The 8,099-nt window shown below is 65.8% G+C and carries 3 protein-coding genes; 1 reads left to right on the forward strand and 2 read right to left on the reverse strand.

All coding sequences use genetic code 11. The annotated features are described in order from the left end of the window. Nucleotides 1-665: 665 nt before the first annotated feature. Together ACIRO3_RS36805 and ACIRO3_RS36810 are read right to left on the reverse strand one after the other, a co-directional pair. A complete protein-coding gene (locus ACIRO3_RS36805; RefSeq protein ID WP_404144121.1) occupies nucleotides 666-1,133 on the reverse strand; it encodes a hypothetical protein in 468 nt (155 codons plus the stop codon). A 65-nt stretch (nucleotides 1,134-1,198) separates the two neighbouring features. Continuing rightward, entirely contained in the window at nucleotides 1,199-5,251 is a 4,053-nt protein-coding gene (locus ACIRO3_RS36810) for a polymorphic toxin-type HINT domain-containing protein (RefSeq protein WP_404144123.1), read from the reverse strand. A 432-nt stretch (nucleotides 5,252-5,683) separates the two neighbouring features. Here ACIRO3_RS36810 and ACIRO3_RS36815 point away from each other — a divergent pair, with 432 nt between their 5' ends. Next, on the forward strand, nucleotides 5,684-7,723 hold the full coding sequence (locus ACIRO3_RS36815) for a trypsin-like serine protease (RefSeq protein ID WP_404144125.1): 2,040 nt from the start codon (nucleotides 5,684-5,686) through the stop codon (nucleotides 7,721-7,723). The last annotated feature ends 376 nt before the right edge of the window (nucleotides 7,724-8,099 follow it).

The following is an 8,099-nucleotide window of genomic DNA, read 5'->3' on the forward strand; positions in this document are numbered from 1 at the left end:
GCGGTCTTCTCACCCGCCGCGAACCGCTCGCCGGCCTGTAGCCGGATCCCCTCACGAAACGCCCGACGCTCAGCGGTCAGACCCCCACCCACCGGCCCGGGCGCGCGGATAACGCATACCACCGGCATAGCGCAGGGATCATGAACCGTCACCACCCGACGACAACCCGCAATCCTCAGTAGCGGCGGCGGCCCCAGGACTCGGTGTCGACGGTGCGGTTGCGGTCGTCGCGCAGGGTGGCGGTGTCGGCGCGGTTGCCCCGCCCGCCACCCAACCGGAGCAGCAAGTTCCGTAACAGCTGTTCTGCACGATTCTTCGCACGGACAGGCAGAAACCGCAGCTCCCTGCGAATCCGTCCACCAGCTCTGGTGACCACTCGCCGACCTGACGGCTGGCTGGCCCGATACACGCAGGACTCGGCTCAACCGGTGAGCGAACTCCGAAGCCCGCCGCGAACCCGGAAGGGGGACCCGCGGCATGACGAGTCGGCCGCTCGACCTTCGGGGCAGGGGCTCGATGACCGCCCACAGCTCGTCGTCGACTTCCCACGGCTTGGCCGAGCCACCCTTCACCTGGGGGCGTTAACGCACTGTCGGTGGTGGAGCACCTATCCGTCAACTCAGCCCCCGCCCTGGAATTAGGCAGGGACTGAGCACGTGAAATTGCTAGTTGACAGATTTCAGCTTATGGCGAAGGCGGATGGCATGCGAATGGCGCAAGAATTGCTCCCGCCCTAGTTGCCGGACTCCTGCCTCTCGGTACGCCGCCTCTACGGTCTGATTGACGATGAACTCCGGGCGAATGCGGGTTATTTCGTTGACCAGGTCACGAAAGAACACACTCGCCGCGCGCACAAGATCGACAAAGTTACATTCGGCCACAATTTCATTATGGGCAGCACGAACCGTCACTCTAGCGCCGTCAAGCGTCAATTGAATCTGAGGTCCGCCGTTCAAGTCAACCGAAGCAGCAGAATCAGCCGCCAGGATATTAACCGCATATCTGAGAGCTAGTGCACAGTCCAGTAGCGGCGTGTCGGAATACTCGAAGGATGCATCACTGAAACGCAAATCCATCGAACCATTGAACCATCGCTCACGCACCGTCCATTCTTCGGAGTTCAGAATATCCATCTCGGCCAGCTTGAACTCCTCGCCAGACCGCCTATCAACCGAGTACGAAATACTGACCATTTCCATCACTCCGCTGCACTCGGCAACCCCGGCTCCCACGGGTAGGCGTTACGGATACTACCGTCCGGATTCTTGATCACCTCTACCCAATCGAGTTCATACTCATGATTATCCGCTCCGGACTTCCCGACCCATCCACCATTACCTATGTCATCAGGCATCGGCGCCCTGTGAATCGTCCCGGTCCGGCCCGCAGTGTTGGCCATTCCGTGCGGGTCCGCATCTAGGACGATATTGATCGCCCTGTTCCACTCTGCATCCGGGATAGTCCAGTAGGTCTTGTCGGAAGTCCTGGCCGAGCCATTCACCGAGTGCTTCCTCTGAATGTATGCGCGGGCCGAATTGGACAAAACGGGGCAGCTCGTGTTGTGCACCAGCACCGGCGTGGGGCCCGCGAATACATAGTACGTGTTGAGGTCGTTGACACTCAGGTTGTACGCGGGCTGCCTGGTCTTCCAGTGGCGCACCTGATCTATTCGCGCATTTTGGCCGGCGATCGTTCGGAGTGTGTCCCCAGGGTTCAGGTCAGCCGCGTCCGTCCACTGCTTCGATTTGCCTGACCAGAAGGGGTGGTTGTCAGTTGCCGTGACGACTCCGCCACCGGCACTTTCAGCCAACGTGAGGTCCGTGAAGTCGCGATCATCAGGTGTGTAGATGGTCGCCTGCACTGATCGTGGCCCGTTACGTCCGGATACGGGATCGCTTGCCTGCACCAGATCACCGATGCGAACCCGCTCTATGGGTACCTTGGAGCCGTCACCCAGGAGAACCAACGTCCCTGCGGGAAAACTGTTGCAAGGATTCTTCTTGAAGATCTTGCCCATCGCCTCGAAAACTGCACCAACACTGGTGCCGAACTTGTTGGCCCACCGCATGCTCTTGAACGGAGCAGCGAGCCAACCGGCGATCGGAAGCATCGAGGCACACGAAAGGAGAGCGTCCTTCCACGCATCCTTGTCGCCTATTCCATACTTATTTGCAAGGTTGGACTCCACTGAGTATGCGATGCAGTTGATTGCGTCGGCGGGCTCCCCTACAACGGGGAGCAGTCCGAGTTCGTCCAGCTTTAGATGGATCCAGTCCTTCGTGCTCATGCCGGGAGGAGGATCATTACCCACGAGAGCCTGGAGCAGGTAATAGAGTTCCAGCGAGCCCGGGCCCGACTCGGACTCAAGAGATTCGAGAGATACTTGGTGCGCAGCTGCCTCTTGCTCCAGACGCCCTTGTTCTGTCGCGGTGTAGCGCTCCGTCTGGTATCGCACCACTGTGCTGCGGTGGACCGCGTAGGCCTGAAGCGCGCTCTGGCCGGCATTGGTGGCCGACTGGCGTGCCTGTTCGGCAGCTTGGAAGGCGCTTGCGGCGTAACCCTGCGCGGCGACATAGCTTGCCTGGGCGGCTGTGGCGGATCGCGCTGCATTGCGGGCGCTTGTTTCTGCCTGGTTCGCTGCTTTGCGTGCGGTTGCGGCGGAGGCGGATGCCGCGTTGGCCGAGGTGTTCGCGCGGTCGGCTGCTTGCTTGGCCTTGGTGGCGTGGCCAGCAGCTTGGTTGGCGTATTCGGCGGCCTTCCGGGCGTGGCCGGAGGCTTGGTCGGCGTGGCCCTGGGCTGTCGCGGCGGCTTGGGCAGCCCCGTAGGCGGATTCGTAGGCGCGGGCGGCGTTCGCGCTGGCCGTGGCGATCATGCTCTGGATCTGCTCTACGTGGGCGGCGTTGAGCTGATCGCGTCGCTTGGCCTTGTGTTGGCCCGATTCGATGAACCTGATCAAGTTGGTGTCGGCGCTGGCGAGGGCCGCTTCGGCGGCTGCCTTGACTTCCGGGCCTCCTCCCTGCGCCAGCCTCGCTCCCTCGACGCGGTAGTCCTCGATTCGGGCCTGGTGCTGCTTCCAGCTCAGGAAGAGGTCGAGGGCCTTGGGGTCGGGGTTGTCGAGGGCCGCTTGGGCGGCCTCCTTGACTCCTGTTCCTCCGGCCTGGCTGATGCGGGAAACCTCGATACGGTTATCGGGCGCCGCTGTCTGGTACTGACCGGTGATGAGGAAGGTGTGGACCTGACTGGGCGTGCCTTGGAGCGTGTTGGTCGCGGCCGTGCGGACGACCTCGTGGGGGGACTGGCTCGCGAGGACGTTGACCGCTTCGCGTTCGTCTTCTTCCGCGGCCTGCCTCCATGCGGTGCGGGCGTAGGCGACGACGGCTTCGTCGTTCCCGCCGAGCGCGACCTCGGCTGCGGCACGGCTCCAGGGGCCTCGGATCTGCAGGGCCGTCAGCGCCATCTTCCGGCCGGCCACGGCGATCTGTCCGGCCTGTGCTTCGGGCTTGGCGGCCTCGGCAGCGAGTGTGTCGAAGTCCGTCTGCAGCTTGGCTGCCTCCTGCTTGAGGCGCTCGATTTCGGTTTTCGCGGCGTCGGTGGTGTCCTTGGTGTCACGGGCCTCGTTGACCAGCAAGGTGGTACGGGTGGCGATTTCGTCCGCCTCGCCCTTGCGTGTGGCTGTCTGGATTTCCTGTGCTCTACCGACCGCGGTGGTGGCCGCCTCGGCGGCCTTGAGGGCCTCGTCCGCGTTGACCTTTGCCTGATTGGCGGCGGCTTGGGCGTCGCCGGCGTGTTGTGCGGCCTTGCGGGCGGCTTCGGCGGCCTTGCGAGCGTGTGCCGCTGCCGAAACAGCCGCATCGTATGCCTGGTTGGCTGCCCGTACGGCTTCTGCCGCAAAGGCCTGGGCGGCAGAAGCGGCACGCCGTGCCTCGTCCGCGTGCCGACGAGCTGATGCCGCCGAAGCCTTGGCTTGTCCTGCATGGGCGCCTGCTTGCGCCTCATAGCCTGCGGCCTCGTCCGAGCTGGCCGCGGCGGACCTCATGTCGTCGTAGGCCGACAAGGCTGCCGTGAGCGATTCGCTCGCCGCGATGGCGGTCTTCAGGACCGCCTTCAGCGAGCCGGCGACCTTCTCGGCGGCCTCGGCGGCTGCCAACGCGTCAGCCGCCGCCTTCTCATTGACCTTCCCCGAGGCCGCGGCGCTCCACGCGTTGCCGGCAGCCTGGGACGCGCGCTGTGCCGCGATAGACGCGCCGGCGGCAGCCGCCGCGGCGGTCTGTGCTGCGGCGTTGGCTGCCCGGGCAGCGGATATCGCGGCCTTGGCCGCCGCGGCGGCACGTCGAGTGGCCTCGGCCGCCCGGCGGGCGGCATCCTGTGCCTTGACCGCGTCGTTCTTGGCCGCAAGCGTCTCCGCTGCGGCGGTCGCAGCTTCCTTCTTGGCGAGCGCGGCCCCGTTCCTGGCCTTCTCCACCTGCTCTTCGGCGCTCAGCCTGGCCTTCTCGGCGGCGGCGGCCGCGTCGGCGCTCTGCTGCACCAAGTCGCTGACGCTCGCGAACTCCTGGTCTTGGGCGCGGGTGATGTGCTGTCCGTAGGCGAGGAAGTCGCGTACCTCGTCGATGCTCCCGTTCAAGGCGGCGCCGGCGGCCCGCTTGGTGGCGGGCCCTCCCGCTGCCTCGATCTGGGCGACGCGTACGCGGGCGTCCTCGTCACGCTTCTTGTACTGGCCCTCCATCAGGAAGGCCTTGACGTCGTCGATGGTTCCGTTCATCGCGGCGTCACCCGCCTCGCGGACGCCGCTTCCGCCGGTGGCCGTAGCGCGCGCCGTGGCCACGCGCTGGTCATCCTCCAGTGGCCGCTTCCAGCCGTCCTTCATGAAGGCCGCGAGTTCTTGCGGTGTGCCCTTGAGTGCGTTGGATGCGGCTTCGCTGACGCCGGCTCCGGCATCGGTGACAAGCGTCAGGGCAGCCTCGCGCAGGTCCAGTTCCTCCGCGAGCTTCTGACCACTGTTCAGGTACTGGCGGACCTGCTCGTCGCTGCCAGTGAGGGCGGCGGCGGCGGCGGCCTTAACGGCCAGCCCTCCGGACTTGTAGTACTGCAGTACTTGCGCCCGGTCCGAAAATGAGGGCACGGGATCGTCGGCGGCTGCTGGTGTCGCCGATATGAGAGTGGCCACGAGGGCCAGGGGGAGCAGGCCAGAGGCAGACTTCGCCACCACCTGGAAGCCTCTCCCCCGGGGCCAACGGCCCTGTTGCAGATACACGGATGTTCCTTCGACGCTTCGTGGTGCCATGGAGCGTGCGCCGGTATCCGGGTATGGGACGTGGCGTCGTTGCCTGTGGCGCACGCTGACAGGGCCTGCGGCCTTCTGTGATTCGGCTTCCCCAGGCCGAAGGCGGCAGGCCCCGGCCGGGCTCTGAGCCCGGGTTGGCCTTGTTGATCAGTAGCGATGATCCACTCAGCAACGGAACGGTTGTAGGTGAACGGTCAGCCTTTATCTCATCGTTACACCACGCGTTACGCGGCCGCTCTAGCAAATGGCCCGATGGCGCCGCTCGGCAGCGTTGTCGCTATATTGACCGACGGCCTCCCCAGGCGATCATGACCAACCGCACCGTCGCGGCACGGTCTCCTCTCCACGTCGAACTCTCCAGCACCCGCCGGGGGGTTCTTTCTTGAAAGCAGAAGAACACCAGTGCGTATACGCAGATGGCTGCCCGTTACTGCTGTGGCCACAGCTGTCGCCATGGGGACGCCCTCCCCGCTCGCCGCGGCGGCCGGGGAACCCCCGGCCAACTCCGGGGCCCCCTACGCTGTCGAAGACGGCACGTACCCCTACCGCAGCAACATACTCGGTGCCACCGGCGCCGAGCTGATCGCAGGTGACGGCAACATCGCCTACACCTCGTGCACGCGCCCCTACCAGATCAAGGTCTGGGCTCGTGACCTGAAGACCAACGAGTCCAGGATCTGCTTCAAGGCCCTCAACACGGGCTACCTGTCGGTCAACATCCCGCGAGCCTTCCGGATCGAGACCATCGACCGGACCCTGAAAGCCAGCGTCTCCATCAAGAGCGCAACCCAGACGTTCGACGTACCCGAGGACTCCTCCTACGGGTTCGGCGAGGCCGACCCGGCCGACCCGAACCGCGCCGTTCTGCTCGACATGCGGATCACCGGGTCCAGCAGTCCGGCCGGAGAGCAGCCGGCAGAGAACAACGCCACAGCGTTCGCGGGCAAACTCCAGATCGGCGACACCCGGGCATGCACGGCTGTACTGATCGACCCTCGCTGGGTGGTCACCGCCAAGAGCTGCTTCGCCGACAAGCCCGCCGAAAACATCAACGTCACGGGCGGCGCGCCGAAAAGCAGGACGATCCTGACCCTCGGACGGGCTGATCTGACGTCCACCGGCGGGCACACGAGTGACATCGTCGAACTCGTCCCACACACCGACCGCGACCTGACCTTGGCTCGCCTGGCCGTGCCCGCCACCGGTATTGCGCCTGTGGCACTGTCGACCATCGCACCGGCGGCGGGCACGGACTTCACTGTCGCCGGTTACGGCCGCACGGCTGAGGAGTGGGCCCCCGCGAAGCTGCACTCAGCGATCTACACCACCGGGGCCATAGCCTCGGCAGGCTTCGACATCACAGCCAAAACACCCACAGACGCCACCCTGTGCAAGGGCGATGCCGGGGCCCCCACCCTGCGCACCGAGAACGGCAAGCCCGCCCTCAGCGCCATCATCAGCCGCTCCTGGCAAAACGCGTGCTTGGATGGCGCCACCGCGGACAAGAGCGGCGCTTACACCACCCGCGTCGATGACCTCGGCACCTGGATCCGCCAGACCACCAAGCCTGCGGCCAGCGTGGCCGGCGGCCAGCAGATCACCGCTTCGGCGGTCGGCTCCACCGCGCATGTCAGCCTCATCGGCACCCACGGCGCGCTCTACAACACCGTCGGAAACTACGGTGCCGGTCAGTGGAACCAGAGCTGGAAGTACAGCGACGCCGAGGGCATGACCTCCGTGACCAGCGTCAACATCCTGGGCGGTGTGCGACTCTTCGGCATCGGTGCGCAGGGCAAGGTGTTCGGTAAGGACTTCAATCCCACGACCGGTCAGTGGACGGCGTGGAACGAGGTTCCCGGCGGTGCCGAGGGGGCGAAGGACCTGACCGCCACCGCCATCGGCAGCACGCTGCACCTCAACATCATCGGCTCCGATGGCACCCTGTACAACGTGGACGCCAACTACGACAACGGGCAGTGGAGCCCGTGGACGAGGCTGGACGGCGAGGGTCTGACCGCGCTGACGAGCGTGGCCGCCAACAACGTGGTCCACATCTACGGCATCGCCGGTGGCAAGGTCTACAGCAAGGACGCCAACTACACCACGAGCAAGTGGTCCAACTGGGTCGAGGTCCCCGGCGGCGCCGGCGGCGCGACGAACATCGCCGCCACCGCCAACGGGAACACCGTCCACTTGGCCATCACCGGCTCGGACAAGGCGCTCTACACCAACCGCGGCGACTACAACACCGGCCAGTGGGACACCTGGACCCGACGCGGCGGCAACCGCCAGCTCGCCTCCCTCACCAGCACGGTGGCCGCGAACGGACTGCACGTCTACGGCATCGGCACCGACGGTCTCGTGTACACGATCGACGCCAACCTCGGCAACGGCTCGTGGGGCGCGAACTGGGTCGAGATCCCCGGCGGCCTAGGCGCCTGACCCACCCCGGCCGCGACGCCGCAGGCCCCGACCGCCGAAACCTGGTGGTCGTGCCCGCGGTCGCGATCAAAGCCCCGCTCCCCCGCGACAGCGCATCAAGGTCAACGTGGGAGGTAGAAAACGCCGCATGATGCGACCCGGCCCGCCCCCTCTGCAGGGGGCGGGCCGGGTCGCACCCCTTTCCCCCCTTCACCAGCCGCCTGCTTCAAGGAGTGCGTGTGATCCACCGCGCCCGCAGAACCCTCGTTGCCCTCGTCGCCCTCGCCTTCATGGGTGTAGGTGCGAGCGCCTACGCCACCCAGTCCGCGGACACGGCCGGGGATGACTCCATGCCCTACGCGGTCGAGGACTTCCCCCCGGGCCTTCAAGTCCTGTC

Source organism: Streptomyces sp. NPDC102278 (genome assembly GCF_044766345.1).
Lineage (GTDB): Bacteria > Actinomycetota > Actinomycetes > Streptomycetales > Streptomycetaceae > Streptomyces.

Excerpts from the sequence above, each read along its gene's own strand:
- ACIRO3_RS36805 (WP_404144121.1), bottom strand. The coding sequence starts at position 1,133 with ATGGATATTCTGAACTCCGAAGAATGGACGGTGCGTGAGCGATGGTTC.